Annotated in this window: 24 protein-coding genes; 6 read left to right on the plus strand and 18 right to left on the minus strand. The window is 68.6% G+C overall.

Annotated elements, in window-relative coordinates:
* Nucleotides 1–83: 83 nt before the first annotated feature.
* From ACFWX1_RS07840 to ACFWX1_RS07880, 9 genes are read right to left on the minus strand one after another with little or no spacing between them, the layout of a single operon-like run.
* Nucleotides 84–1,865, minus strand: a complete 1,782-nt coding sequence (locus ACFWX1_RS07840) for a complex I subunit 5 family protein (protein WP_378384989.1) — start codon at nucleotides 1,863–1,865, stop codon at nucleotides 84–86.
* A gap of 3 nt (nucleotides 1,866–1,868) precedes the next feature.
* Nucleotides 1,869–2,207, minus strand: coding sequence for a sodium:proton antiporter (locus ACFWX1_RS07845; RefSeq protein WP_378384991.1), 339 nt, complete (start codon nucleotides 2,205–2,207; stop codon nucleotides 1,869–1,871).
* A complete protein-coding gene (locus tag ACFWX1_RS07850; RefSeq protein ID WP_378384993.1) occupies nucleotides 2,204–2,941 on the minus strand; it encodes an MnhB domain-containing protein in 738 nt (245 codons plus the stop codon). The genes ACFWX1_RS07845 and ACFWX1_RS07850 overlap by 4 nt, the downstream gene beginning before the upstream one ends.
* Nucleotides 2,938–3,180, minus strand: coding sequence for a hydrogenase subunit MbhD domain-containing protein (locus ACFWX1_RS07855; RefSeq protein WP_378384994.1), 243 nt, complete (start codon nucleotides 3,178–3,180; stop codon nucleotides 2,938–2,940). The genes ACFWX1_RS07850 and ACFWX1_RS07855 overlap by 4 nt, the downstream gene beginning before the upstream one ends.
* Nucleotides 3,177–3,455, minus strand: coding sequence for a cation:proton antiporter (locus ACFWX1_RS07860; RefSeq protein ID WP_378384996.1), 279 nt, complete (start codon nucleotides 3,453–3,455; stop codon nucleotides 3,177–3,179). The genes ACFWX1_RS07855 and ACFWX1_RS07860 overlap by 4 nt, the downstream gene beginning before the upstream one ends.
* The gene (locus tag ACFWX1_RS07865; protein ID WP_378384998.1) at nucleotides 3,452–3,703 is read right to left on the minus strand and encodes a monovalent cation/H+ antiporter complex subunit F; all 252 of its coding nucleotides are present in this window, start codon (nucleotides 3,701–3,703) and stop codon (nucleotides 3,452–3,454) included. Before ACFWX1_RS07865 ends, ACFWX1_RS07860 begins: the two co-directional genes overlap by 4 nt.
* Nucleotides 3,700–4,128, minus strand: coding sequence for a hypothetical protein (locus ACFWX1_RS07870; RefSeq protein WP_378384999.1), 429 nt, complete (start codon nucleotides 4,126–4,128; stop codon nucleotides 3,700–3,702). The genes ACFWX1_RS07865 and ACFWX1_RS07870 overlap by 4 nt, the downstream gene beginning before the upstream one ends.
* Before the next feature lie 41 nt (nucleotides 4,129–4,169).
* A complete protein-coding gene (locus tag ACFWX1_RS07875) occupies nucleotides 4,170–4,532 on the minus strand; it encodes a VOC family protein (protein ID WP_378385001.1) in 363 nt (120 codons plus the stop codon).
* Between the two features lie 23 nt (nucleotides 4,533–4,555).
* Nucleotides 4,556–4,792, minus strand: coding sequence for a hypothetical protein (locus tag ACFWX1_RS07880; RefSeq protein WP_378385003.1), 237 nt, complete (start codon nucleotides 4,790–4,792; stop codon nucleotides 4,556–4,558).
* A 241-nt stretch (nucleotides 4,793–5,033) separates the two neighbouring features.
* Here ACFWX1_RS07880 and ACFWX1_RS07885 point away from each other — a divergent pair, with 241 nt between their 5' ends.
* Nucleotides 5,034–6,086: a hypothetical protein gene (locus ACFWX1_RS07885; RefSeq protein WP_378385004.1), complete on the plus strand. Its 1,053-nt coding sequence runs from the start codon at nucleotides 5,034–5,036 to the stop codon at nucleotides 6,084–6,086.
* 176 nt (nucleotides 6,087–6,262) lie between these two features.
* Here ACFWX1_RS07885 and sbnA read toward each other — a convergent pair whose 3' ends face one another.
* The 6 genes from sbnA to ACFWX1_RS07915 form a co-directional block, all read right to left on the minus strand.
* Entirely contained in the window at nucleotides 6,263–7,264 is a 1,002-nt protein-coding gene (sbnA, locus tag ACFWX1_RS07890) for a 2,3-diaminopropionate biosynthesis protein SbnA (protein ID WP_378385006.1), read from the minus strand.
* A gap of 33 nt (nucleotides 7,265–7,297) precedes the next feature.
* Nucleotides 7,298–8,362 (minus strand): 2,3-diaminopropionate biosynthesis protein SbnB, encoded by a 1,065-nt coding sequence (sbnB, locus tag ACFWX1_RS07895; RefSeq protein WP_378385008.1) that lies wholly within the window; start codon nucleotides 8,360–8,362, stop codon nucleotides 7,298–7,300.
* The gene (locus ACFWX1_RS07900) at nucleotides 8,359–9,363 is read right to left on the minus strand and encodes a TauD/TfdA family dioxygenase (RefSeq protein WP_378385009.1); all 1,005 of its coding nucleotides are present in this window, start codon (nucleotides 9,361–9,363) and stop codon (nucleotides 8,359–8,361) included. The genes sbnB and ACFWX1_RS07900 overlap by 4 nt, the downstream gene beginning before the upstream one ends.
* Before the next feature lie 47 nt (nucleotides 9,364–9,410).
* Nucleotides 9,411–11,924 (minus strand): amino acid adenylation domain-containing protein, encoded by a 2,514-nt coding sequence (locus ACFWX1_RS07905; protein ID WP_378385011.1) that lies wholly within the window; start codon nucleotides 11,922–11,924, stop codon nucleotides 9,411–9,413.
* Nucleotides 11,925–12,026: 102 nt separating this feature from the next.
* Nucleotides 12,027–14,540, minus strand: a complete 2,514-nt coding sequence (locus ACFWX1_RS07910; RefSeq protein ID WP_378385013.1) for a Pls/PosA family non-ribosomal peptide synthetase — start codon at nucleotides 14,538–14,540, stop codon at nucleotides 12,027–12,029.
* A 748-nt stretch (nucleotides 14,541–15,288) separates the two neighbouring features.
* Nucleotides 15,289–15,774, minus strand: coding sequence for a MarR family winged helix-turn-helix transcriptional regulator (locus ACFWX1_RS07915; protein ID WP_378385015.1), 486 nt, complete (start codon nucleotides 15,772–15,774; stop codon nucleotides 15,289–15,291).
* Between the two features lie 180 nt (nucleotides 15,775–15,954).
* On the opposite strand from ACFWX1_RS07915, the gene ACFWX1_RS07920 reads away from it, so the two are divergent.
* Nucleotides 15,955–16,686: a polysaccharide deacetylase family protein gene (locus ACFWX1_RS07920; protein WP_378385016.1), complete on the plus strand. Its 732-nt coding sequence runs from the start codon at nucleotides 15,955–15,957 to the stop codon at nucleotides 16,684–16,686.
* On the opposite strand, the gene ACFWX1_RS07925 is transcribed toward ACFWX1_RS07920, so the two are convergent.
* Complete coding sequence (locus ACFWX1_RS07925; RefSeq protein ID WP_378385018.1) at nucleotides 16,628–17,620, minus strand: sensor histidine kinase; 993 nt, start codon at nucleotides 17,618–17,620, stop codon at nucleotides 16,628–16,630. The two genes, ACFWX1_RS07920 and ACFWX1_RS07925, sit on opposite strands and share 59 nt — an antisense overlap.
* Before the next feature lie 23 nt (nucleotides 17,621–17,643).
* Between ACFWX1_RS07925 and ACFWX1_RS07930 the strand changes: the two genes are divergently transcribed.
* The 3 genes from ACFWX1_RS07930 (at nucleotide 17,644) to ACFWX1_RS07940 (ending at nucleotide 20,164) form a co-directional block, all read left to right on the plus strand.
* Nucleotides 17,644–18,237: a response regulator gene (locus ACFWX1_RS07930; protein ID WP_378385020.1), complete on the plus strand. Its 594-nt coding sequence runs from the start codon at nucleotides 17,644–17,646 to the stop codon at nucleotides 18,235–18,237.
* A gap of 504 nt (nucleotides 18,238–18,741) precedes the next feature.
* Complete coding sequence (locus tag ACFWX1_RS07935) at nucleotides 18,742–19,272, plus strand: hypothetical protein (RefSeq protein ID WP_378385021.1); 531 nt, start codon at nucleotides 18,742–18,744, stop codon at nucleotides 19,270–19,272.
* 79 nt (nucleotides 19,273–19,351) lie between these two features.
* The gene (locus tag ACFWX1_RS07940; protein WP_378385023.1) at nucleotides 19,352–20,164 is read left to right on the plus strand and encodes an alpha/beta hydrolase; all 813 of its coding nucleotides are present in this window, start codon (nucleotides 19,352–19,354) and stop codon (nucleotides 20,162–20,164) included.
* Nucleotides 20,165–20,291: 127 nt separating this feature from the next.
* Here the strand turns inward: ACFWX1_RS07940 and ACFWX1_RS07945 are convergent, their stop codons facing one another.
* Entirely contained in the window at nucleotides 20,292–20,987 is a 696-nt protein-coding gene (locus ACFWX1_RS07945) for a TetR/AcrR family transcriptional regulator C-terminal domain-containing protein (protein ID WP_378385024.1), read from the minus strand.
* Between the two features lie 78 nt (nucleotides 20,988–21,065).
* Here ACFWX1_RS07945 and ACFWX1_RS07950 point away from each other — a divergent pair, with 78 nt between their 5' ends.
* Nucleotides 21,066–22,547 carry an AMP-binding protein gene (locus tag ACFWX1_RS07950; protein WP_378385026.1) on the plus strand — a complete coding sequence of 494 codons (1,482 nt, stop codon included), beginning with the start codon at nucleotides 21,066–21,068 and terminating at the stop codon, nucleotides 22,545–22,547.
* On the opposite strand, the gene ACFWX1_RS07955 is transcribed toward ACFWX1_RS07950, so the two are convergent.
* Nucleotides 22,531–23,367, minus strand: a complete 837-nt coding sequence (locus ACFWX1_RS07955) for a helix-turn-helix domain-containing protein (RefSeq protein ID WP_378385028.1) — start codon at nucleotides 23,365–23,367, stop codon at nucleotides 22,531–22,533. The genes ACFWX1_RS07950 and ACFWX1_RS07955 overlap by 17 nt on opposite strands.
* Nucleotides 23,368–23,380: the final 13 nt, after the last annotated feature.

The following is a 23,380-nucleotide window of genomic DNA, read 5'->3' on the forward strand; positions in this document are numbered from 1 at the left end:
GCACCGAGGGACGCCCCCGGTGCACCCAACGCACCCAGGGCGTCCCTCGGTCCGGCGCCTGCCCGGGGCCGCGAACGGGAGCGTCACCACCAGGAGAGCGCGCCGAGCGCGGCCACGCCGGCCAGCAGCCAGGCCACGTAGTCGCCGATGTGCCCGGACTGCAGTTCGTGCAACGTGTGCAGGACCTTCCTGGCGGCGCGCGGGCCGTGCGGCAGCCATCGCCACAGCGTCGCGGCGCACGCGCCCACAGCGGCGAGCACCGCCACGGACGCGGTGAGGATGCCCGCGGCCGTCCAGTCCGCTGTGGACGGTGGCGCGGGAGCGGCGGGAAGGACCGGGAGCACGTCGTGGAGGTAACCCAAACGATCCGCGGCCTGGCTTCCCGCCTGTGCGGCCCACTCCCGTACGGCGGGGAGAACTCCGGCGAGCAGCGAACACAGGAGGAGACCGATCGCCGACGCGAGCATGACCGCCGGAGTACCCGCCAGCCGCCTGCCGGTCTCGGGTTCTTCGGGCGAGCCGGTGCTGGTTTCCTCGGCGCTGTCGTGCGGTGGTTTGCCGAGTCCGAAGTAGACACGGGCGCCCGCGCACAGCACGGCGGCGCCGGTGAGCACCGAAACCGCGAGGAACAGCGGGGTCAGCCAGGAAGGTCCGGCATGTTCGCTGACGCTCTTTCCCAGTGCGGCGCCGAAGGGCGGCAGCCCGGTGAGTGCCAGAGCGGCGATCAGAAACAACACCGCCTCCGTGCGGGCGGGCCGGGCGCTGCCGTACAGCTCGTCGATGTCCACGCTTCCGTACCGGTTGCGCAGCATGCCGGTGAGCAGGAACAAAGCACCCTTCGCGCCCGCGTGCCCGGCCACGGCCAGCGCGAAACCGCTCAGCGCCGGGCCGTCGAGAATAGACAGTCCACAGAGGAACATCCCGACGTGTGCGATGGTGGAGTAGGCGAGCAGGCGTTTGAGGTGGCGCTGGGTGCAGCTCAGTACCGCACCGGTCACGGCGGTGACGACGCCGAGGACGAGCGCGGTGCGGCCGAGCACCGCGTCGCCGAGTGCGGGCTCGAACACGATCCGGTACACCCGGATCAGGCCGTAGAGCCCCAGTTCGACCATGATGCCGGAGAACAGGACGCAGACCGGCGCCGGTGCGACGGCATGCGCGTCGGCGAGCCAGAAGTGGAACGGCGCCGCCGCGGCCTTGACCAGAAGACCGGTCGCGACCAGGACGAACGCGGCGACGACGAGTGCGTCGTGACGCTCCGGCGGTAGCCCCGCGGCGATCTGGGCCATGCCGAGCTGCCCGGTCCTGGCGTAGAGCAGGCCGATCCCGGTCAAGGTGAAATACGCGCCGAGGGAGTTGAGCACTCCGAAAGTCAGCGCTCCCTGCACGGATTCCGCTTCGTCGGCCTGATAGCCGGTCAGCGCGTAGGCGACCGCGCTCATCAGCTCGAAGAAGACGAACATGGTGAACAGGTCACCGGTGAACAGGAAGCCGAGCATGCCCGTCAGGAACAGGAGCATCATCGCGTGGAACCGCGCTTCGACGGCTTCGAAGTACCGCCAGCCGTAGAGCAGCGCGAACGTCAGCAGCACCGCCGCGAGCAGGCCGAGCAACGCGGAAAGCCCGTCGGCGACGAGGACGATCCCGGTGGACCGGCCCTCCAGCGGCGGGTGGCCGCCCAGCCAGCTCACCACCCGGCCGTGGCGGCACGCGCTCACCAGCACGGCCAGCACCGCGACGACGCCGAGCGTGCACGCGATGGCCAGCGCGTCGACCACGGTACGGCGCAGCAGCCGCCCGAAGCCCAGCAGTACGCAGGCGCCGAGCAAGGGGAGCGCGATCGCGAGCGCGGGCAGGGCGGACACGGTTCAGCCCCGCAGCGCCCGGAGCTCGTCCGGGTCGATGGTGCCGTGCCGCCGGGAGACCTGGAGGGTGATGGCGAGCAGCAGCGCGGTGATGGTGGCCGACACCACGATGTCGGTCAGCGTCATGGCCTGCACCATCGGGTCCACGACGGGCCCGGCGGGCAGGATCGGCGGACTCGCGCCGCGCTGGTAGCCGATACCCAGCAACAGCACGTAGGTGCCCGACTGGGCGACCGACAGCGAAACCACGGCGTGGATCAGGTTCCGGCTGCGCACGATGGCCAGGCAGCCGATCAGCAGCAGCCAGGCGGCCACGCCGTAACACCCGTAGGCCGCGATCACGACGGGCGCCGTTCGCGGATGAGGCCCTGTTCGAGGAACTGGGCGAGCATCACCAGCAGTCCCGCCGCCACCTCGGCGCCGACGCACAGGCTCAGCAGCGGTACCGTGCCCGTCGAAAGCAGCGAGCCGAACGTACCGGCGGGCAGGAAGTTCGCCAGGAACGAACCGGCGAGGCCGAGCCCGAGCAGGCCGGTGACGACGTAGAAACCGGTTCCCGCGGCCTCGGCGTACTCACACCAGCCGATCGGCCGGAGCCGGGACAACGCGGGGTAGTCCCCGGCGAGATACAGCAGATGCCAGCCGGTCGCGAGCACCACCCCGCCCTGGAACCCGCCGCCCGGCGTCAAATGACCGTGCAGCACCACATCCAGGCCGAGCAGCGTGGTCAGCGGCAGCAGCAGGTAACCGGCCAGCTTGACCGCCGGCAGCACCGGACGGTGATCGGAGCCGATCCGCCGCCGCTCGGCCGCCGACGGGGCGAGCAGGCAGAGCGTGCCGACCACGGCCGCAGTCACGATCGTCTCCTCGCCGAGGGTGTCCAGCGCCCGCAGGTCGAAGTTGATCGAGGACACCAGGTTCGGGGTCGCGTGCGCCAGCGCGGGGCCGAGCACGAGATCGCGGTAGAGGTGCCCTGGCCCGCCCGGCACGGGGACGCGCGTGAACGCGGCCAGCAGCAGCGCCGCGATCCCCGCGGCCCCGAGCAGCGCCAGCACCGTCCGGATCCGCCGTGTCACGGCTTGCCACCCCGGACCTTGCGCAGCGTCAGCAGCACCAGCAACGGCACGATCGCCGAGCCGACGACCAGCTCCGACAGCGCGACGTCGGGTGCCTGCAGGACCACGAACAGCAGCGTGAGGAGCAGGCTGAACACCGACAGCGTGATCGCCTGGCGAGCGGGGTCCTCGGTGCGCACCACGATCGTCCCCGCCACCGCGACGAACGCGAGGGCGATCAGGAGCAGGACGGCGTTCACTCTTCTTCCCGGTCTTCGGCCAGGCGCGCGGTCGCCGTCTGCTGCACGGGTCCGGTGAGGGCGAGAAGGACGACGGTCAGCGCCACCATGCCCGAGGTGAGGTTCCAGCCGATCTCGACGACGAGGCCGAGCCCGATCAGCGGACCGCCCATCGTCGTCACGGGCGCGAGGAAATGCAGGCGTGCCAAGGTGGTCCTGGCCCGCAGCATGCCGAACGCCGCGATCACGACCACACCGGCCCCGGCGAACGTCGGCACCGCGGCGAAGACGTTCATCGTTGCCCCAGCAGCCGGACGAACACGAGCGTGCCGGCGAAGGCCAGCAGTGCCAGGACAAGGGGCAGGATCAGCGCGCTCGAAGGTCCGTATCCCTGCGCGAGCACGAGCAGCGTCAGGACCGTGACCGCGCCGCCGAGTTCGAGTCCGGCCATCCGGCTCGACGGAGAGCCTCTGGCGGCGAGCCACAACGCCGGGCCGAGCCCGCCGACGAGGAGCACGGCCCCCGCGATCAGCCAGCCGGTCATCGCCGGATCTTCTCCAGCACCGCCGATGCGCCGGGTAGCAGCCGATGGACGACCACCGTCCGGCCGCCTGGCGGGACGTCGGCCACCATCGCGCCGGGGGAGAGCCCGATCGCGACGGTCGCGACCGCCTGCCGCGCTGCTATCCGGTCCGCGGGCAGCCGCAGCGTCTCGAAGTGGCCGGTTTCCCGCGTCCGCAGCGCACGAACCGTCTCGGTCGTGACGGCCCGTGGCACGGGGAGGAACCATCGGAGCCAGCTCGCCCGCGGTTTTTCGACTCCGCCCAGCGCGCGCCCGGCGAAGGGCGCGATCACCGCACACGGCACGGCGGCCACCGCGGCGGCCACGAGCTCCGCGATGTCCACAGTGGACGTCGTGAGCAGCCACGCCGCGGTCAGTGCCACCCACCAGGCCAGTACCCGAAGCATGCCACGCGGATTCCCCCGGCTACCCGGGAATAAACGCCGGATCAGCTCCCGGATGGTGCCTTGCTCAGATCGACCACGCAGAAGACGTTGTCGTCCGGATCGGCCAGTACGACGAAGTCGGGATCCGGCGGGTACCGGTCCCAGTTCACCACGTACGCGCCGAGTTCGACGAGCCGCACGACCTCGGCCTCCTGCTCGGCCGGGGTGTCGACCAGCAGGTCGAGGTGGATACGCGGGTGGTCCTGGGCGGGCGATTCACTGCGCATCAGCCCCAGCACCCTGCCGGACCCGTCCGCGTGGGCCAGCGTCCGCCACGTGTCGCTCGCCCACTCCTCGGTGGGGACCAGGTGCAGCGCCGCGGCCCAGAAGGCCGCCGCGCGTTCGACGTCCTTCACCCCGATCACGGGAAACCCCAGTCGCAGCACGGCTAGGCCCGTCCCGTCCTGGCGGCCGGAGCGTCCTCTGTGGACTCCCTGGCGTCGAAGGTCCGCGGGCTCTGGTGCAGCCCGAGCATGTCCAGCAGCATGGCGCAGTCGTCGGCGTCGTGTGCTCCGGCCGCCACCACCGCCGCGGCCCTGCGCCGGACGTCCGCCTGTTCGGGCGTGTCCTCGCCGTCCAGCGCGAGATCCGCCGAAGGACGTAGCCTGCTCGTCACGTCGTGCATGGGTCGCACCCCTCTCGGTCTGACAAGGGGGTACCCCGATCACGCCGGTTCATACCCCGGGCTGTGATCACGGCCTCGCCACGGCTCGGTGGAGCGCGACGTCGCGAACGCTCCGTTGGCGACGTTGAGCGTCTCGTACGCGTCATTCGCGACATGCGTCGCCCGCCGCCACCACCGCGAGTCCCGAGTGATGCTGCTGTGACGGCCGTTTGCCGGGGAACGGACGGGGTAACCGGGGCCGATGAGACTCGCGGTCCTGGACATCGGTTCGAATTCGGCCCAGTTGCAGGTGGTGGAGGTGGTGGCCGGGGCGCCGCCGCTCCCGGTGCACGCGGTGAAGGCGCCCACCTTGCTGTCCGAGGAGCTGGGCGCGGACGGCGTGCTGGGTGAGGCGGGGATCGAGCGAGCCGCGAACGCCGTGGGCACGGCCGTCGAGGCGGCCTCCCGGCTCGGCGTGGACCATCTCTACCCGTTCGTGACGGCGGCGGTGCGGGACGCGGCCAACCGCGCGGAGATCATCGACCGGATCGAGCAGCGATCCGGGGTCCGGCCGCAGTTCCTCTCCGGGGAGGAGGAAGGCAGGCTGACCTACTTCGCGGCGCGCAGGTGGTACGGCTGGTCGGCGGGCCGCGTGCTGCTCGCGGACATCGGCGGCGGCTCGATGGAACTGGTGCTGGGCCGCGACGTCGAACCGGAACTCGCGACCTCCCTTCCGTTGGGGGCGGGAAGGCTGACCCGCGAGTTCCTCACGGCCGACCCGCCGACGCGCCGGGAGCTCAAGACGTTGCGCCGGCACGTGCGCACGACGCTGGGTGAAGTGCTCGACCGGCTTCGCTGGGAAGGGGACGCCCGGCGGATGGTGGTGACGTCGAAGACGTTCAAACAGCTCGCGCGGCTGGCGGGCGCGCCTGCCGGCCGGAAGGGGCCGTTCGTGCGGCGCGAGCTCAGCCGGGCCGATCTGCGGACGTGGATCCCCCGCCTCGCCGGGGTCTCCGCCGCCGAGCGCGCCCGGTTCCGCGGCGTTTCGAAGCCACGGGCGCGGCAGATCGTCGCGGGCGCGGTGGTGGCGGAGGCGACGCTGGCCGCGCTGGACGTGGACGTCGTCGAGGTGTGCCCGTGGGCACTGCGCGAAGGCATCCTGTTGCGCCATCTGGAGGCGGTCACGGATCTGCCCTTGCTGGATCTGCAACCCCTGACGGCGGTGCGGGGCGAAAGAAAGATTCCCCGTATCCGCCCGGACGAGAGCCCGCTGCGCCTCGCGGCCGGCCCTCCTGCCGAGAAAACCCCGGTGTGAGCCCCGGAATCCGATGCGTACGGCCGGGTGCCCGCGGTGTCGGACGCGGACACCCGGCCGAACTCCACGTTCGCTTCGCGAATTTCTCCGCTCGGTGCGCTATTCGTAAGAATAGGTAACCCCAGAGGTCGTGCGGCGGCGAAACACGCTTCCTCGCGGCTGCGAAGCGTTCGTGGTCAGTAGCACTGGAGGGTGGGGCTCGGGTGTTCGGCGGGCTTACCCGCGACATCGAGGACCTGGTCGCCGTAGATGTCGTGGAGCCAGTTGGTGTGGTAGATCGTATCGAGGTAGCGTTCGCCGAGATCCGGGGCGATGGCCACCGCGGTGAGATCCCGCGCGTCGTGCCGGTCGAGCCACGCGGTGGCGCCGCTGACGACGGTGCCGGTCGATCCGCCGAAGAGGAAACCGCTGCGTGCCAGCCGGTGGCAGGCGCGCACGGTGTCGGCCTCCTCGACCAGGATCACTTCGTCCACATAGGACTCGTCGAGCAGCGGCGGGCGGACGCTCGTGCCCAGCCCCGGCAGCATCCGCTGACCCGGCGGGCCGCCGAAGGTCACCGACCCGACGCTGTCCACCGCGATGACCCGCACCGGGCGGTGCCACTCCCGGAAGTACTGCGCGCACCCCATCAACGTGCCGGTGGTGCCCGCCCCGACGAACAGGAGGTCCAGCTTGGGAAAGGCGGTGGCGATCGCGGGCGCGGTCCGGCGGTAGTGCGACCGCCAGTTGTTGGGGTTGCGGTACTGATCGAGCCACACGTAACGGCTGTCGGAGGCGCAGAGCGCGCGGACGTAGTCGATCCTGGCCCCGAGAAAACCCCCGGCGGCACTGGGTTCGGTGACCACGTGCACCTCGTTGCCCAGTGCCTCGATCGCGCGCCGGGTGGAGAGATTGCACCGGGAATCGGTGACGCACAGGAAATGGTAGCCGCGGCTGGCGGCGAGCATGCTCAGCGCCACGCCGAGGTTGCCGGACGACGATTCGATCAGCACCGATCCGGCGGTGAGCGTTCCGTCCCGCTCGGCGGCGTCGACCATTTCCGTCGCGGCCTTCAGTTTGATCGATCCGGCGAAGTTGAAGCCTTCGCATTTCAGGTAGATCGGATGCCCGAAGCTCCATTGGAGGTCGATGTAGAGCTCTTCCTCGTTGAAGGCTTCGGGGACGGTTATGACGGGCACTGTGTTCTCCTCGTTTCCGGGATGTCCGGCCGGTCAGCCATAGCGGCGCAGCTCCCGGAAGAAGTCGTCGATGATGTGGAGTTCGCCGGCACGGGAGACCTCGTCGTACACGTACTTGCCGACGGCGAGATCGAGGACGCCGAGGCCGAACGGCGAAAAGATCAGCGGCTGGTCCTGGGGCGGGACCACCCGTCCGGCGATGACGTCGTCGAGCGTGCCGAGCAGGAAGTCCCGCGACCCGGTGAGCTGCTCGGCCAGATGCGGCGAGGTCTCGGCCTTGAGACAGTGCTCGACGTCGTCGACGACGTTGGCCGAGGCGAGCAGGATCTCGGGCGCGAGGTCCCGCAGCGACACGTGCAGGACCAGCGGATGATGATCGAACCACGTGACGTCCTCGACATGCGGCCGTCCGGCGACGGTGGCGAACACCACCAGATCGCTGGACCGGATCAGCTGCTCGGCCGTCTCGTGGACGGTGACCCGCCCGCCGCCCGCCTGTTCGAGATAACCCCGGAAGCCCGCCGCGTTGTCCGCGGACAGGTCGTGCACCCCGATCTCGTCGAACGACCAGCCGGTGGCCGCCAGGAAGGTGTGGATGTAGCGGGCGATCAGGCCCACCCCGAAGAACCCGACACGGGCGGGACGCTCCCGGCCACGGCTGAGCACGTCCGCGGCCAGTGCCGCCGACGCCGCCGTCCTGGTGGCGCTGATGATCGAACTTTCCAGGCAGGCGAAGGGATATCCGGTGTCGCGGTCGTTGAGGATCAGCACCGCCGACGCCCGCGGGATGCCGGCCGCCACATTGTCCGGATAACTGGAGACCCACTTGAGGCCGTCGACCCCGACGGATCCGCCGATCGACGCGGGCAGCGCGATGATCCTGGCGGTGGGACGGTCGGGAAACCGCAGGAAGTAGGAAGGCGGGTTGACCGAGTCGCCGGCGCCGTGCAGCCGGTAGGTCTCCTCGACCAGTCCCACGATCCGGCTCTCGCGGCCCCGCAGCGCTTCGTGGACCTGGGCACCGGAGATCACCGCGAACGGCGGCACGGTGACCGGCCCCGCCGGCGCGGCGGCGGTGGGCGCGCCCGTGGTGGTCATCGGGTCCTCACCTCCACGGTGGGCGCGCAGTCGCTCAGGCGGATCGGGTCGCCCATGCCGACGACCACTTCGCGGGGTCCCTCGAAGGCTTCCCTGCTGTGCGCGGTACGGAGGTTGTCCACGAGCAGCAGATCACCCGCCTGCCACGGTTCTCGCGCGGTTTGGGCCTCGTAGACGTCGTTGAGCAACTGCACGACGTCCTCGCCGATGGGGTCGCCGTTGCCGAAGCGCGTGGTGAACGGCAGTCCGTCGGCACCGTAGAGGTCCACGAGGTATTCCCGGATCTCGGGTTCGATCGTCCATTCGTTCAGGAACGCGATCTGGTTGAACCAGCAGCGCAGGCCGCTGAGCGGATGGCGGATCACGGCACTGCGCCGTTGCCGGGTGCGCAGTCCGCCGTCGGGCTGCCAGGCGAATTCGATGGCGTTGTCCCGGCAGTACCGTTCGACGGCCCGGCGATCGTCGGTACCGAACGTTTCGCCGACCGACGCGCCGATCTCTTCGTTGTAGCAGCGGACGAGCTGCCAGCCGTCCCGCTCGAACCGGTCGACCAGCTCGGGTGGCAGCGCCGCGAGCACGGCCGCCGCGTCGGCGACGCCGGTCACGCCACCGCCGGTGGGCGGGGTGAGGCAGGCGAAGAGCAGCAGGCCGGGGAATTCGAGGGTGTAGCTGAGCTCGTGGTGCATGCACATCGGCTGATGCGGCGGCCACGGTGTGGACGAATGGACACCGGGGGCGTAGGCCGAGCGCGGCGCGAACGGTTCTTTCTCCGCCATCAGATCGCTGGTCAGTTCCCGGAAGACGGCGGCGGCTCCGGCCGGGTCGGCGAGGCCGAGACCACGGATCAGGAGCGAACCGTGTTCCAGGACGACGGCGCGCAGGGCGTCCCGGTGGCCGGCCACCCAGCTCGGCGGGACGTCGGTGCTCCCGACGTCCAGTATCGGGGGCGCGCCGGGGCGCAGGGCGACGTCGAGCAGCGACGCCGCGGACGAGAATGACATTTTCCGTGTTCCTTTCCGTTGTATCGGTCGTACTCAGGACGTCGGATTCAGCCGGGCAGTGTGCGGTCGGCGTCCAGGACCTCGGCGAGATCGGCGAGGATCGGGTGCCGGGTGATGTCCTTCAAGGACACCGTGCGGTCGAGCGCGATCGCCAGTTTCACCGCCGACAGCGAGGATCCGCCCCGATCGAAGAAGTGGTCCCGCCTGCCGAGCTGGTCCGCGCGGACGCCGAGTACGCCCGCCCAGGCTTCCGCCAGTCGTTTTTCGGTCGGTGTACTGGGCGCGTGGTGCTGCCCGCCGGGCTCGTCGCCGCGGTGGAGCTCGGCGGCCCACACCGTCAGTGTCTTCTTGTCGATCTTTCCGTTGGCGTTCACCGGGAGGCGGTCCTGCCACTGGAAGGCCGGTGGCACCATGTATTCGGGCAGCGACGCGGCCAGCCGCGTCCGCAGGGTCTCGAGTTCCAGCGGTCGCGCGGCGGAGTAGAAGGCCACCAGGTGTTTGCTCCGGTCCTCCCGCTCGACGACCACCACCGCCGCGTCACGGACACCGGGCACGCGCAGCAGGGTGTTCTCGATCTCGCCGATCTCGATCCGGAATCCGCGGATCTTGACCTGGGTGTCGCGGCGGCCGAGGAACTCGAGCTTCCCTTCGGGCAGCCAGCGGCCGTGGTCGCCGCTGCGGTAGAGCCGGCGGCCGGGGTGATACGGATCGGTGCGGAACGCGGCCCGCGTGCGTTCCGGGTCGTTGACGTAGCCCCGCCCGACGCACACGCCCGAGAAGACGATCTCGCCGGGAGCACCCAGTGGTACCAAGGACAATCGCTCGTCGACGACGTAGACGTGCACGTTGTTCACCGCGGGGCCGAGCGGCACCCGGTCGCGGTCCGGCGGCCGGGTCATGACCTCGTGGTTGGTGTCGTCCGAGGTCTCGGTCAGCCCGTAGGCGTTGACGAGCTTGATGTCCGGTTCGGCCGCGAACCAGCGCTCGGTGAGCTCCTTCTTCAGCGCCTCGCCGGTCACCGACACGCATCGCAGGTCCGGCAGCGGGCGCGGGTTCTGCTCCACAAAGGACAGAACGACCTCGAGGTAGGACGGGACGAGCTGCAGCACGTTGACCCGGCCCCCGACGACGGTGTCGACGAACCGCCGCACGTCGAGGATGATCTCCTGCCCGATCACCAGCGTCCGGCCGCCGACCAGGAGCCCGGCGACGAGCTGCCACAGCGAGATGTCGAAGCACTGCGGTGCGGTCTGGGCGACGATCTGGCCTTCGGCGATTCCCAGGTCGTCGATCTTGGCGTAGAGGTGGTTGAGCATTCCGGCGTGCTCGAGCATCGCTCCCTTCGGCTCCCCGGTCGAGCCGGAGGTGAAGTAGATGTAGGCGAGCTGATTCGGCGTGACTTCGATGCCGAGATCCGTCTCGTCGTGCTGTTCGGCGCAGGCCGTGTCGATGATCAGGCATGGGGTTCCGGGCAGTGTGCCGAGCGCCTTGTCGAGCGTGGTGGTGCTGCCCGGCTCGGTCAGTACCAGCCCGCATTCCGCGCGCGAGAGCGTTTTCGCGATGCGGTCGGCCGGGAAATGCGGCTCGATGGGCAGATAGACGCCCCCTGCCTTGAAGATCGCGAGAACGGCGGCCAGCCAGTCCAGGCCGCGCTCGGTCACCACCGCGACGACGTCCTCGCGGCGCAAGCCCCGCGCCAGCAGGGCCCTGGCCAGCCGGTTGGCACGGGCGTTGAGCTGCCGGTAGGTCCACTGCCGCTGACCGTGCACCGCCGCGACCGCTTTCGGGTGGACACGCACCTGCTGCTCGAACAGCTCGTGGGCCCGGAGATCGGGCAGTTCCCGGTGGGGTCCGGCCAGACCTTCCAGTTGCCAGACGAGTTCCTCCGCCGACAGCAGGGATTGCTCGCTGTGCTCCGCGTCCGGATCCGCGGCGAGCGCGGCCAGCGCGGTGTGGTGGTAGCCACCGATCCTGGCCGCGCACTCCGCGTCGAGGACGTCGGTGCGATACCGGATCCGCAGGGCCAGCCCGCCGCCGTCGTCCACAAGGCCGACCGAAAGTACGGCGTCCTCGGGAAGATCGCCGCCGTGGCCGCCCGGATCCAGCACCGTCTCGGACACCGGTCCGGGCAGGCCCAGGTCCCGCCGGAGATCGTCGAGCGGGAAGTCCTTGTGCGACAACAGTTCGGCCTCGGCCTGGGCGGCGTCGTGGAGTAGTGCCCGCCAGGGCCCCGGTTCGATCGTCAGCCCGCACGGCAGCGGCGGCCCGCCGGGCGCGGTGCGGTGTCCCCAGACGACTTCCCGTTCGCCGGACAGCGCGGCGAGCACCTTCGCGTGCGCCGCGAGCAGCATGGAACTCAGGGGGATGGACAGCTCACCGGTCACCCGGCGCAGCATGGTCACGACGTCTTCGTGCATCGGGGTTTCGTGCTCCGCGACACCTGCCACCGGGTCGAGTGTCCACTGTGGAATAGTTGTGGCACCGCCCGCGGCGAGCACGGCGGCCCAGTAGTCCCGGTCACCTCCGGCCGGCGCCCTCGTCGCGCTTTCCGCTCTGCTCACTGTTCCCTCTCCAATCGCTGTTTTCACGCGTCATCGACCACACCGGCGTCGAAAGCGCTCGACGTCGGCCTGGGGCTGGGGGAGTGTTGTCGTGGGTTCCCGTCAGTGAATGCTTGCGGGCAGGTGGGCGGCGTCCCGGATCTCACTCGCCGGGTTTCCGCCCCACTGTGCTTGCCGGGGGACCTCTTCGCCCTTCATGAGGAAGGAGTCGATCGCGAGCTCCGACCCCTGGCCCATCCGCACGCCGTAGTGGACCCAGGCGTGGGTTCCGACGGTGCAGCCGTCCTCGATGGTGATGCTGTCGAGCTTGAAGCCACCGTCTTCCTGCGAGTGGCACTGGATGTTCGAGCCGGCATTGAGCGCGACGTCGTCGCCGATCGTCACCAGCGGTTTCTCCGGGATCGAACTACCGTCGTCGAAGAGCCTGCGGCCCACCCGCGCTCCCATCAGCCGCAGCGCGACGCCCTTGAAGGGGGTGCCGTCCAGCAGCCGGAGGTGCGTTGGCGTCGCGACGACCTTCCAGAACCGTTCGTGCCGCCAGAAGCGGCGGTCGTAGATCGAACAGGACAAGGGCTTCATCGGCCGGAGCAGGGTGAGCATCCGCTCGACGAAGCCGGTGTACACGAGGCCGAACGTGACCAGGACGACCGAGTCCAGCGCGAGGACCGGCGTGCCGACGACGCCGTACAGGATGTCCGTCGTCCAGCCGAGCAGGACCACGGCGAAGAAGTAGAACCACTGTGTCATCAGGAAGACCGCCATGGCGGCGGCGTTGTGCGCGTTCTTGGCGATGAGCCGGCGCCGAAGCTCGGCCGGGGTCTTCGGGTGGTTGAGCAGGCTGTCCCGCTCGACCGATCGTGGAATCTCGAAGCTGGGCGAGCCCAGCAACCCGACGCCCTCGCGGGTCTTCCCGTCGATGGGGACGAGGACCTTGGTCGCGAGCAGGCAGTTGTCACCCGTCTTCGACGCCGAGGGGAAGACGACGTTGTTCCCCAGAAAGTTGTGCGCCCCGATCGACGCCCGGGTGACGCGGAAGGACGTGTTCGAATAGTCCGCGTTGGCCACGTCCAGCCCGTCGGCGATCATCGTCCCGCTGCCGACGGAGGTCAGGCAGGGAGATTCGAACTGTTCCTGCAGGCCGAAGTTCGACCCGGTCTGCTGGAGCTCCGGCAGCTTGCAGCCGATGGCACGCAGGTAGTGCACGATGGCGGAGCTGTCCCCGAAGAGGGTCTTGAAGAACTTCGCGTTGGTGACGAACCTGATGGTGCGGTGCAGCGAGTAGTGCACGCCGTAGAGGGGATACACCTTGTCCGGCTTGATCGCGAGGCTGAGCAGCCGGGGAATCGTGGCCGCGAGCAGCAGGCCGGCGAGCCGGAGGCCGAAGAAGAGCACGAGCGAAATGATCAGGGCGTCGCGGTAGAACACCCAGCTCGTCAGGTCTCTCAGCTCCGAGCTGCCCAGCAGCGTCGCGAGCTGCGGCAGCTTGGTCACCAGCAGGTCGGCACCGCCGAGTACCAGCGGCGCGAACAGCCCCACGATCACCAGCAACTGCCGGAAGACGTAGAACCCTCTTCGCAGGGGGCTGCAGGTGGTCGAGCCGATTCCCCGGTAGTCGAGGTCGGCGCGTTGGGCGGGGGACCCATGCCAGCACTCGCCGGCGGGCACCGACTGTCCAGTGTGGAGCGACGAGGTGTGGCCGAGCTGGGACCCGTCGCCGAGCGAGGTCCCGAGATCGAGCGCGGACATCTCGCCGACGAACGCGTTCTTCCCGATGGTGACCGCGCCCGTCTGGATCACCCCGGACCGCGCCCGGTAACCGGTGAGGAAAGCGCCCCTCCGGATGACCGTGCCGTCGCCGACGACGAGCAGGTCGGTGCATACCGGTACGTGCTGGGAAAAGATCGTGACGCCCCGGCCGACACGGGCCCCCAGCGCCCTCAGGTAGATCGAGTACAGCGGCGAACCGGCGAAGAACAACACCAGTACGTTCCGCTGTACCAGCGTCTTGACGATCCAGAAGCGGAAGTAGGCCAAGGACCAGAGCGGGATCTCTCGCGGCCGCCACCGGCCGACGAGCACCCACTTCAGCGCGACCGGCAGCATGCACAGCACTGCCAGCAACATGCCCCCGTACGCCACGGAGCGCAGGTAGTAGCCGAGAAAACCGGTGGCGCCCCCGATCCAGGTCGCGCCCAGCGTCACGGTCACCGCCAGGAAGCACGAGTACGCCAGGAAAAACATCAACTGCAACGCACCGCAGACGAGGTACCGCGGTGTCCCGGAACGCTGCTTCGGCTCGATCGTCTCCTTCGCCGGTGCGGCCGGTGCGGCCTGCGCCACCGGAGCCGGCTCGGCTTCGGTCAGCGCGGCCGCCAGGCTGCTGACCGTCGGGTAGCGGTAGACCTCCCGCATCGACACCGCGGGAAGGCCGGGTTTCTTCCGGACCCGCGCGCAGAACTTGGCCATCAGCAGCGAGTTGGCCCCCAGGTCGTCGAAGAAGTGACTGTCCGGTCCTACCTGCTCACCCCCCACTATGTCTGCCAGAACCTGAGCGAACTCTCGCTCGACACCGGCGGTCGAATCGGTCTCGGTCGTAGATGACTCAGTCAGACCCACGCCGTCGATAATCAACGTCTTTAACCACGAAGTAACCCCCGGCGTCCGAATTCGGTGGTTCTGTAACCTCTTTGAAATAAACGTGGCCGGTGTGCGTCACAAAGTCGCGAAAATTGCCCAGATGGTGGGAAATGACGGCCTGGATCGGAAATCAAGATCCACGCTACACGTGAATCGCGATCGGCCGCTTTTTGTCGAGATTAACCAGCGGTTAAAGTGGTGCTCATGGTGGCGGGATCGCTGTCCCTGCGGGTGTTCACGATACTCCGATCGGCAGTAATATGATAGCCCCATAAGAGACGCTGATGGCCCAGGCGAGTGTTCTTGTCCCGTACCGCGGCCGGTGGGGTAACAAAATCTGCCCGCTGCACGGGAAGTGACCGGAGATAACGGTTGGTTCACGCGCGCCGCGGTGAATTGCACGAGGGATGCGGTGTGGGCCCGGACTACCGTCGTTTGACCTAAGCCGCCGTTATCGCAGGCGCGCGCGTTCGGCTTTTGCGCGGCGTCGCACGATGCGGGCGCGCGGTTTCGCCCGTGGGAAACTTCCGATGTTTCCCAGGGTGGCCGAGTGCTCGCTGAGAGTGGCCCGGCGTTCATTCACGGAGTCCATAAAGGACTATTCCGGGCTGGTGATCACCGCCGCCGGGTCCGCACCATTCGTGCATCCAACAGTGGTACAGGCTGATATTCAGCGAGAGGACAATTCGGCCGTCGAAACCCGACCGCGCCGGCGAACCCGGAGCGCTCAGGCCCAGATGCCTTCCAGGCTCGGCCCGGCGGGCGGCTCGTCGCCCGCCTCGGCGAACGCCGTCAGCACCTCGACGAGGCCGCGGCGGGCGCGATCGGGCATCCTGGCGACGATCTTAGCGATCTCCTTGCGCCTGCGGGCGGTCACCCGGCGGACGATACTGGCGCCCTCACGGGTGAGTTCGAGGACGATTTCGCGGCGTGAGTTCGGGCTGCTGAGCCGCTCGACCATGCCGACCGTGACGAGGCGATCCACCATCCGGCTCGCCGTCGAAGGGGTGACGCCGAGATGCTCGGCCAGCGCGGCGTGCTTGAGCGGGCCCCGGGTGTGCAGCACCACCAGCAGCCGGAACTGCGGCAGCGTGATGGTGTCGCCCGCCGCCGCGATGGAGCGGACGGACACGCCCACCAGCAACCGGGACGCGGTCAGCACGGCATCGGTGACGGCGTCGACGTCGGCGGCGTCGGTGGCTGAACGGGACATGCCGTCCAGTGTGCCGCACGACCGCCGGCGGGCAACCCCGCCCTCGATGCCCCGGGGTGTCCAAAGAGGATCGCAACCGTGGCGATGTCGTGCGGTTTGGTTACAGCGCCTCCCCGTACGGCCGAGGTACTAGTACCTTCGCGGCTTCCGGGCCGGACGACGCGGCGCCAGGGTGACGGCATGTTCCTCCGTTCCCGGCGTGTCCGCCGATGGGTCCTTGTCGTGGTGATCGTGCTGGTCGTCCTCGCGGGTGGCTGGTACGCGCTGCTCGGCGTCGCCAAGTCACGGACGTTCCAGTTCTTCGGGGACATCGCGAGCCGTGCCGACACCGCCGAGCCGGTGGTGGCGCTGACCTTCGACGACGGGCCCGATCCGGCGGGCACCGAGGCGATTCTCGACGTACTGCGGCAGCGGCAGGTGCCCGCGACGTTCTTCCTCATCGGCCGTGACCTCGCCGCGCATCCGGAGCTGGGCCGCGCCATCGCGGCGGCCGGGCACGAGATCGGCAACCACAGCTTCTCGCACGAGCGGATGATCGGGGTGACACCCGGCTGGGTCGCCGACGAGGTCGAGGCCACCGACGCGCTCATCCGCGCCACCGGCTATCAGGGCGCGATCCACTTCCGGCCGCCGAACGGCAAGAAGCTGTTCGCGCTGCCGCACTATCTCGCCGAGCACGGCCGCACGACGGTCACCTGGGACGTCGAACCGGACTCCGCCGGCACCCCCGGCACCGATCGGATCGTCGAGGACACCGTCGCGCAGGCCCGGCCGGGCTCGATCATCCTGCTCCACGCGATGTACCCGGGCCGCGATGCGACCCGCCGCGCCATCGGCCCGATCATCGACCGGCTCAAGCAGCGCGGCCTGCGATTCGTGACCGTGACGCAACTGCTGGCAGTTCGGCGCTGACCACCCACACGCCGTCCCGGTCCCCGGCGCTCCACGCTCCGCCCACCGCGCGCACCTGCTCGGCCAGGCTCGCCAATCCGTATCCGGCGGCCGCACCGGGACTTGCCTTGATCACGTTGCGTGCGGTGATCAGGAGCCGGTCTTCGCCGGGCTGGATCTCGAAGGTGAGGCGGACGCCGGGTCCGTTGTGCCGCAACGCGTTCACCGCGGTCTCGGCGATGACGCGCTCGGCCAGTTCCCGCATCGGACGCGCCAGCGGGGGCAGGGCCGGATCGCCGTCGAGGATCAGTCCGGCCGTGCGCAGCTGGGCCAGCACGTCGGCCAGCTCCGGTGGCCGTTCGGTGTCCTCGCGCAGGTCGTCGAGCGTGCGGCGGACGAGGGTCAGCGCGCCGCGTCCCGCCGTGACCAGGGTGTCCAGCCGCGCGCGGTCGGCGTCGGTCAGCTCGCCCACCGCGCGCAGCGTTTCCGCCTGCACCAGCATCACCGCGGTCGTCTGGGCGAGCGTGTCGTGCAGCCGCCGGGCGGCGCGTTCGGCCCGGTCGGCGACCTGGCGGCGGCGTTCCGCGCCGAGCAGCCAGGCCATCGAGCAGACGGCCAGCGCCAGCGCGGTGCCGTCCCACGGGCCTTTCGCCGGGAACACCGCGGCCCCGACCGCCACCGCCGCGCACACGGCGAATCCCCGCCGGGGCGTGTGGTACAGCGCGAGCAGCACCGGCACGTACATCGTGTTGCGGGGCTGGTCAAGCAGCAGGTGCGCGACCGTCGCGACGGTGATCACCCCGAGCACGACGGCCGGAGCGCGACGGCAGAACAACAGCGGTGCGAGCTGGACGACGCTGAGCACGGCGGCGAGCCAGCCCTGCTGTGGCGTCCAGGCGCCGCTGGCCAGGAAGACCGCGGTCGCTGTCGCGGTCGTGACGAGGGACGAGCGCATGGGCCCGACAGTAGAGTGCGGCCATGATCCGCGTGCAGATCGTCGACGACCACGCGCTGGTGCGCGAGGGCCTGGCGCTGATCCTGGCCGCCCGGCCGGACATCGAGGTGGCCGGCCAGTACGCGTCCGGCCCGGAACTGCTCGCCGCCGGCACCGAAGCCGACGTCGTGCTTCTCGACCTCTACCTGCCGGGCATCGACGGCCTCGCGGTCCTGCGGCGGCTGCGCGAACGTCCTGCCCCGCCGCGCGTACTGATGCTGACCACCGTCGGAAGGCCCCGCGAAATCCGCGAAGCACTGGCCTCCGGCGCGGACGGGTTCATGCTCAAGGACAGCTCCGGCGACGAACTCGCCGCCGCCGTCCGGGCCGCCGCGGACGGCGTCACCGCGCTGAGTCCTTCGGCCGCGGCGGCGCTCACCGCGAAGGGCGAGGAGGGCCTGACCCGCCGCGAGCAGGACGTGTTGGCCCTGCTCGCCGAGGGACTGTCCAATCGGGACATCGCGGCCCGGCTGCGGCTGGCCGAGCGCACGGTGAAGGTGCACGTCGGCAACGTCCTGGCCAAGCTCGGTGTCACGACCAGGACACAGGCGGCACTGGCCGCGGCGCGTAGGCGCTGACATCCAGCGGTCAGGGTGGCGACGGAGTCTGTAGGCGCCCTGCGGTCTTCCTGAGTTACTTGATTTCGTTCAGCAACCAGTCAAGTCAGAGGCAGATTGCGCGATGTACTCGATTACGTGATCCTGGAGTAGTTCGCGGGTGGGACAGGGTCGGGACGTCGCTTGTTGACCTGTGACCTCGAATTCGTAGCGCTCGGTCAACTGGTGACAAAAGTTGTTCGAAGGCGGTTATTTATTGTCCGCGTAGTCCTTGGAGTGGGGCAGTTCTCGTCCTGTTCGACCATTTACACCTAGATGCACCTGTCGCAACGGGTGGTCGGGGGAGCAGGATCCCAGCTGTCGGGTTCCGTTGCTTCACGGCGGCACGGGCGGCTGATACCGACACCCGGTTTCGGTCGCATCAGTTCGATCTTCCGTGCATGCTTGCGATTTCGGCTCCAGACGCTGTTGTGAGCTGTACCATTGTCGATTTCTGATGTCATCGGCACAGTGTGGGGAGAGAACGTGCAGGTGCTCCAGATTATTCAGGTCGTGGTACTGGGACCCAGTCTTTTCTTTATTGGGTATCAAGTTCTGCTGCAGAGGAGACAAGTTCGTAACCAGGTTGCGGTGCAGAGATTCAGGCTCTACCACTTGCTTGCTCAACAGTACATGGACTTGTTGCTGCGGGCTGACCTGGATCCGGAACTCAACTGCATCTGGGAGCCACTCGACGAGCAGCGGCGACAGGAGCTCGATGATGCGCAACGGTTACGCTGCTGGGGTGCCTGGCATGAGATGACTCCAGTTGAGAAGCGTTGCTATCGGTTCGTTCGCTATGCGCTCGAGACATTGGAGCAGACCCACCAGTTGCACCAGAAGCGGTGGATGGATCAGGAAACCTGGTCCAAGTGGCTAGGATGGATCGAGATTTGGTGCGATGCTCGTTTTTTCGACTATGTCGTCGAAGATTCTGAACCGCGATTAATTAAGACCTTCGTCGTGGTACTGAAGACTCGCGGAGGAACATTGGCTAATTCGTTTGGAGAGGAATGAGATGCACTCGTCGCCCCATGGGTTCTATAGTGATGGCCTTCGGCTCGATGGTCGGCTCTACATTCCGGAGGACCTGCCAGTGGGTGATCGGAGGTGCTTGCTTGTCGTATGCTCGGGATTCACCGGCCTCTGTAAGATTCATCCTGAACGTTTCGCGCGATGGTTCACGCGGCATGGTTATGTGTGCTTCGGTTTCGACTACCGTGGATATGGAAACAGTGAAGGAGTTCGTTTTCGTGTTCTTCTTGAAGAACAGGTGCGAGACATCAGAAGCGCTGTCACGTTTGCTTCTGCCCTGAGCTGCGTTGACAGTGAGAACGTATTTTTGGCGGGATGGGCGATGGGTGGAGGATTGGTTATCGACGCTGCTCGTGAATTGGATGGACTGAAGGGGTTGGCGGCGGTCAACGGGCTCTTCGATGGTGTTAGGTTTCAGCTTTCGCATCGCGGCGAGGAAGGGCTGGCGAAATTTCGCCGAAGGATCTCTGCTGAGCGACTTAGGCGGTCGCTGACTGGTATTGCTGAATACGTCGACCCCTTTGAGGTGTACCCACTTGACGAGGTTACCCGGCAGTACGTGACGCAGTCCCTGGAGTCGGTCGAGGGTTACGAGGATACTGTGTGTTCATTCGAATTAGCCGAGTCCCTGCTGCGCTGGTCGGTGCTGCCGATCGCGCCGGCGCTTCGCCTGCCATTGTTTCTTGCTCATGGCGACCGCAATGAGTTGCACTTGACGGAGCAAGCCAGTGACTTGAAAGCATGTTACGGAGGGCCAGTCGAGGCAGTGTCATTGTCAGGCGCAGGGCATACGGAGTGGATGCATGATGGCAACCCGGTCTTTGCTCAGTTGTGCGAGCGCTTGTGTGGTTGGCTGAACGCATTGAAGACATAGTCGGAGGCAACGGTTGAGGGTAAGCGGACGGTCGCTGCCGCCACGTCCTGGCCAAGCTCGGCGTCACGACCAGGACACAGGCGGCACTGGCCGCGGCGCGTAGACGCTGACCCCGGGGCCGACCCGGTCAGCGCCCGCGGTCTTTCCTGAGCGCTTCGACGCCGTCCAGCAGCCGGTCGAGGGCGAACTCGAACCGGCTGTCCAGATCCGGCGCGACCAGGTCCGCGGCCGATGCGACGAGGTGCGGGAACGATTCCGCGGGCAGCGAGGCCAGCTCGCCGCCGAGGTCATCCAAATAGGACCGTGCGGACCGGCCGGCGCTGACCGCCGCGGAAAGCGGGGCCTGCTCCCCGCCGACGAAGCCGATCAGGAAGGTGGACAACAGAAAAGTCATGTACGCGGCGTCGCGTGTGGACAGTCCGGCGCCGCGCAGCACACCGAGGATCGTCTCGATGTTGCGCACCTGGCCGGGCCCGGTGCTGAACCGCCCGGCGAACAGCCGGGACGAGTCGCGGTAGCCGAGCATGTGCTGCCGCATCGCCCGCATGATCGCGACGAGGCTGGCGCGCCAGTCGTCCGGGTCGACGTGCCGGGAGAGGTCCTGCGCCGCGGTCACCGCGTCGACGAGCAGGTCGAGGAGTTCCTCCTTGTTGCGGACGTGCCAGTACAGCGAAGCCGTGCGGACGCCGAGCCGCTCGGCGACCCGGCCCATGGTGAGCCCGTCCAGCCCTTCGGCCTGCAACGTCGCCAGCGCGGCGGCCACGATGGCGTCCGGGCGCAGCTTGGCCTCCGTGGCGGGCGGCCTGCCTCGGCGCGGTGGCATTTCCTCTCCTTGCGGACGTCGCGAAGATCGCCGTACCCTACCATTTATCTAATGGCGTTAGATTAATGAGGAGGGGCGATGCCCGAGGACGCTCCAGCGTGGTACGTCAGCAGCGCGATCGAGGCGCTGGCGGCGCACCGGGGGAAGGTCGCACTGTCCTGCCAGGGCCGTGAGCTGGGCTATTCCGAGTTGCTCGCGGCCGTGTACCGGACAGCGCGGGCACTGCGGCGGCACGGCATGCGGCGCGGCGACGGCTTGCTGCTCCTCACCGGCAACCGCCCGGAGGCGTTCACCTGCCGCTTCGCCGCGTTCCTGCTCGGCTTGCGCCTCACCCCGTTGGCGCCCGGGCTGACGGACCCGCGGTACGTGGCCACCGACTCGGGTGCTGTCGCGCTGATTTCCGCCGAACCGGTGGACGTGGACCTCCCGCTGGTACTGACGGTGGACGAACTGACCGTCGCCGCGCAGGCCGAACCGGATGACCCGCTGCCGGTGGCCGCACGCGAGCAGGACATCGCGCGGGTGCTCTACACCAGCGGCACCACGGGCCGCCCCAAGGGAGTGCCGAGCACCTACCAGGCCCTCGGCGCGGCGACTCGCTCGTGGGGGACCGGTGCCGCCGAAATGCCGGCAGGCCTGCGATTCCTGCTCGTCACACCCTTCGCGCACGGCTCCGGCGACGCGGCCTTGAACATGCTCCGGTTCGGCGCCACCGTCGAGATCTTCGACGGTTTCCATCCCGCCGAGTTCGTCGAAGCGGTAGGGCGGGCCCCGCTCGCGGTCACCTACCTCTATCCGTCATGGCTGTACCGGCTGCTCGATGGTGACGACGATGCCGATCTCGGCGCCCTGCAGTTCCTCACCTACGGAAGTGCGCCGATCGCACCCGCCCGGCTGCGCCAGGCGCTCGACCGGTTCGGCCCGAGACTGATGCAGACCTACGCGACCACCGAGGCGCCCGCGATCGCGATGCTCGACGCCGCCGATCACGCCGCCGCGATGGGGGATCGTCCCGGACTGCTGGCCTCGGTCGGCAAGCCGCTGCCGGGAGTCGCCGTCGAACTGCGTGCGGCGGACGGGACCACGGTGCCCGCCGGGGAGGTCGGTGAGGTGTGCGTCAAAGGCGCCTCGGTGATGCCCGGCTACTGGAACCGGCCGGAGCTGACGGCCACCACGCTGCGCGACGGCTGGCTGCACACCGGCGACCTCGGCCGTTTCGACGCCGACGGTTATCTCTATCTGGTGGGCAGGCTCAAGGACATGATCATCGTCAATGGCTACAACCACTACGCCGGCCCGATCGAAGACGCGCTGACCGGGCACGTGAAGGTCCGGGAAGCCGCGGTCGTCGGCGCGCCCGACGATCGGACCGGCGAAGCGATCCATGCGTTCGTCGTCGCGGAAGACGTCGATGCCGGGCAGTTGCGAGCGTGGGCCACCGGCCGGCTCGCCGCGGACGCGGTGCCCGCCACCTTCACGTTCCTGGACGCCATGCCCACGACCCCGCTGGGCAAACCCGACAAGAAGGCCCTGCGGGACAAGGTCACAGCTGGGCGATGACGTCGCTGATGCGGGCGTGGGTCGTCGGCTCGTCGAGGGCCCGCTCCAGCAGGCGTTCCGCGGTCGCCTGATACCGCTCGACGGCGCCGTGTTCGGTGACGTAGGCGGAGAAGTGATCGTGGCAGACGCCGACCACCGGGATGCGGGTGGGGAAGCCGAACAACGTGAACGGGCTGAGCAGTCCCGGCTGACCCCTCGGCTCGGCGGGCACGAGGCGGACCTCGATCCGGCCCGCTTCGATCAAGGCGAGCAGATGGCCGAGCTGTCCTTTGAGGACACCGCGGCCGCCGACCCGGTGCTCCAGGACGTTGTCCGCCAGCAGAAGGGTCACCTCGCCCGGGGTGTCGTCCGCGAGGGCCGCCTCGTGCCGGACCAGCCGCATCATGAGACCCTGCGCCACCTCGTCCCCGGTGAGGATTTCCGAGTCCAGCACCGCGCGGGCGTAGTCGGGCGTCTGGACCAGATCGGGAACCACGCGTGGCGCCCAGGTCAGCATCGTGGTCGCGGTCCGCTCGTATTCCAGTAGCAGCGCCGGATACTCGACGGGGCCGGGATCGACCCAGTTCGGCATCTTCAGATGCTGTGCGAGCAGCATCAGCCGCCGGTACTCGTTTCCTTTGACCGCAAGGAAACCGAGCACCCGGGTGACGTATTCGACGCTGGGTGTCCTGGTCGCCCGCTCGATCGTCGACACGGTGGCGGGCTCGAGGCCCAGTACTCCGGCCAGCGCGCGCAGGCGTACTCCGCGTTCCTCCCGCGCGGCGCGCAGGCCCAGCCCCAGCGCGACGGCCGCCGGTGTGGCCCGGTGTTCTTGTCCCACAGGATTCCTTTCG

The sequence above is a fragment of the Amycolatopsis sp. NPDC059021 genome (genome assembly GCF_042739895.1).
Classification (GTDB): Bacteria; Actinomycetota; Actinomycetes; order Mycobacteriales; family Pseudonocardiaceae; genus Amycolatopsis.

Bases quoted from the DNA above. Each gene is read 5' to 3' on its own strand.
- ACFWX1_RS07865 (WP_378384998.1), bottom strand. From the start codon at position 3,703: ATGACCGGCTGGCTGATCGCGGGGGCCGTGCTCCTCGTCGGCGGGCTC.
- ACFWX1_RS07945 (WP_378385024.1), bottom strand. From the start codon at position 20,987: ATGCCACCGCGCCGAGGCAGGCCGCCCGCCACGGAGGCCAAGCTGCGC.
- ACFWX1_RS07915 (WP_378385015.1), bottom strand. From the start codon at position 15,774: ATGTCCCGTTCAGCCACCGACGCCGCCGACGTCGACGCCGTCACCGAT.
- ACFWX1_RS07870 (WP_378384999.1), bottom strand. From the start codon at position 4,128: ATGCTTCGGGTACTGGCCTGGTGGGTGGCACTGACCGCGGCGTGGCTG.
- ACFWX1_RS07860 (WP_378384996.1), bottom strand. From the start codon at position 3,455: ATGAACGTCTTCGCCGCGGTGCCGACGTTCGCCGGGGCCGGTGTGGTC.
- ACFWX1_RS07950 (WP_378385026.1), top strand. From the start codon at position 21,066: ATGCCCGAGGACGCTCCAGCGTGGTACGTCAGCAGCGCGATCGAGGCG.
- ACFWX1_RS07900 (WP_378385009.1), bottom strand. From the start codon at position 9,363: ATGTCATTCTCGTCCGCGGCGTCGCTGCTCGACGTCGCCCTGCGCCCC.
- ACFWX1_RS07925 (WP_378385018.1), bottom strand. From the start codon at position 17,620: ATGCGCTCGTCCCTCGTCACGACCGCGACAGCGACCGCGGTCTTCCTG.
- ACFWX1_RS07930 (WP_378385020.1), top strand. From the start codon at position 17,644: ATGATCCGCGTGCAGATCGTCGACGACCACGCGCTGGTGCGCGAGGGC.
- ACFWX1_RS07880 (WP_378385003.1), bottom strand. From the start codon at position 4,792: ATGCACGACGTGACGAGCAGGCTACGTCCTTCGGCGGATCTCGCGCTG.
- sbnB (WP_378385008.1), bottom strand. From the start codon at position 8,362: ATGACCACCACGGGCGCGCCCACCGCCGCCGCGCCGGCGGGGCCGGTC.
- ACFWX1_RS07920 (WP_378385016.1), top strand. From the start codon at position 15,955: ATGTTCCTCCGTTCCCGGCGTGTCCGCCGATGGGTCCTTGTCGTGGTG.
- ACFWX1_RS07885 (WP_378385004.1), top strand. From the start codon at position 5,034: ATGAGACTCGCGGTCCTGGACATCGGTTCGAATTCGGCCCAGTTGCAG.